At 76.2% G+C, this 2,391-nt stretch carries 1 protein-coding gene and 1 pseudogene; both read left to right on the forward strand.

Annotated elements, in window-relative coordinates; all coding sequences use genetic code 11:
• Nucleotides 1–947, forward strand: a pseudogene (locus AOK22_RS22090) (ATP/GTP-binding protein); the annotation flags it as partial.
• A 197-nt stretch (nt 948–1,144) separates the two neighbouring features.
• A partial coding sequence (locus AOK22_RS22095) for a PucR family transcriptional regulator ligand-binding domain-containing protein (protein WP_055700443.1) occupies nt 1,145–2,391 on the forward strand: 1,247 nt, incomplete at its 3' end.

Genomic DNA, 2,391 nt, shown 5'->3' on the forward strand with positions numbered 1-2,391 from the left:
GCGCCGCCACCGCGCTCGCCCAGCTCCTCGGCCCCTACCGCGCCCTGCGCGGCCACTTCCCCTCCGTGCCGGTGCTGCGCGAACTCCTCGAAGGCGACCCCGCCGCGATCGCCGCCCTCCAGGCGGACCTCGTCGGCGCCGAGCACACCGCCATGCGCCGAGAACTCGACGCGCGCGTGCGCCAGGCAGGCTCGCCGGGCGACCCCGGTCCCGCCCTCGCCGACCGGATCGGCCTGCTCGACCGGCCCGCCTTCGCCGACTTCTTCGACCCCACCGGGCAGGGCCGCCCCTTCTCGATGCGGGCCGTCGCCCACCATCCGCTGCGCGTCCGCGTCGACCTGCCCGAGCAGGGCCAGGAGGAGGCGTCGCGGCTGCTGGCCCGGCTGATCCTCGCCCAGTTCACGTACGTCGTACGCGGCCGTGCCCGGCGCCCGCACTTCGCCTGCCTGGTCCTCGACGACGCCGCGCGCACCCTCACCGCCGAGAGCGTGCGCGCCGTCCAGCGGCTGCGGTCGCTGAACGCGGGCGTCGTCCTCGGCCTGCGCACCATCGGCGAGGTGCCGGAGGCGCTCCAGGGACCGCTGTACGCGGCCGTCGGCTGCCGGATGGCGTTCTCCGGCGTGACGACCTGGGACGGGCGCCGCTTCACCGAGGCCTGGGGCACCGAGTGGATCGAGACCAAGGAGGTCGCCCAGCACACGGTCTTCGCCGACCAGCCGATGACGCGGGCGCTGCACTCCCTGCGCAAACTGGTGACCGGCAAGGCGGTGACCACGGACGCCGTGACCGTCCGCAAGGTCGAGCGCGAGCGCTGGTCCGCCTCCGACCTCGCCCACTCCCTGCCGCCGGGGCACGCCGTCCTCTCGCTCACCACGGTGGGCGGCGAGCACGCGCCGCCGCTCCTGGTGGATCTGCGGGACCGCGGGGCGGCCGGGGCGGGGGACTGATCGCGCGGGCGCACTGCTTGTTACCCGGGCGTACATCCAGTTACCCGGGCTTACGTCTTGTCGGCACCCGACGGTGAGGCAGAATCGACACAGGTCGTTCATACGGACCGGCCAAAAGATCCACAACCCGGTGCCCGGCCCTCCGGGGGCACCGGGGCGCACGTCCGTCCGCCGCCTGCCGCAGACCTGAAGGTCCCATGCCGCCCACGCTCGCCTCGCTCGTCCACCACTCCGCGCTCAAGCTGACCGTGCGCGCGGGCGAGGAACGCCTGGACACCCCCGTCCGCTGGGCCCACGCCAGCGAGCTCGCCGACCCCGTGCCCTACATGGAGGGCGGCGAGTTCCTCCTGATCACCGCGCTCAAGCTGGACGCGGAGGACCCGGAGGCCATGCGCCGCTACGTGAAGCGGCTCGCGGGCGCCGGCGTCGTCGGCCTCGGCTTCGCGGTCGGCGTGCACTACCCCGACATCCCCAAGGCCCTCGTCGACGCCGCCACCGAAGCCGGTCTGCCGCTCATCGAGGTGCCCCGGCGCACGCCGTTCCTCGCCATCAGCAAGGCCGTCTCCGCCGCCATCGCCGCCGAGCAGTACCGCGCCGTGACCGCCGGCTTCGCCGCCCAGCGCGAGCTGACCCGGCAGGCTCTCAGCGACGGCCCCGAAGGGCTGCTGCTCGCCCTCGCCGGGCAGGTCGACGGCTGGGCCGCGCTCTACGACGCGTCCGGCGCCGTCGTCGCCACCGCCCCGGAGTGGGCCTCGCGCCGGGCCGCCCGCCTCACCGCCGACGTCGAGCGGCTGCGCGAGCGGCCCGCGCCCGCCAGCTCCGTCGTCGCCGGCGCGGAGGACCGCGTCGAGCTCCACTCGCTCGGCACCGGGCGCAGGCCGCGCGCCGCGCTCGCCGTCGGCACGGCGGCCGCCCTCGGCACCGCCGAGCGGTACGCCGTGCACTCCGCCGTCGCCCTGCTGACCCTGACCACCGAGCGCTCCCGCTCCCTGCACGCCGCCGAGCAGCGGATCGGCGCCGCCGTGCTGCGCATGCTGCTCGCGGGGGAGCCGGACCACGCCCGTACCGTCGCGGGCGAACTGTACGGCGGGCTCCTCGACGCGCCCTTCCGGCTCGTCGTCGCCGAGGTGGCGTCCGCCTCGGCCGCGCGGGTGCGGGCCGGGGCCGACGGCTCGGGTTCGGGTTCGGGTTCCGGTTCGGGTTCTGGCGTCGACGGTGAGTCCTCGAAGGACGCCGTTCCGCAGGCCGCCGCGCTTCTCGCGGCGGCCGGTGCCGACGGCGCCGATCCGCTCGCCGCGCTCGCCGACGTCGTCGAGGCCGCGGCGGCGCGCTCCGGCGAGGCGCTCCTCGTCGTCCCCTACGGCGAGCGGCTCGTGCTGCTCGCCGTGGACGGGGGTGCCGGGGTGCGGGCCTGCACGGAGTACGCGGCGGCGCTGGAGGCCGA

Source organism: Streptomyces silaceus (genome assembly GCF_001419745.1).
GTDB classification, from domain to species: domain Bacteria; phylum Actinomycetota; class Actinomycetes; order Streptomycetales; family Streptomycetaceae; genus Streptomyces; species Streptomyces silaceus.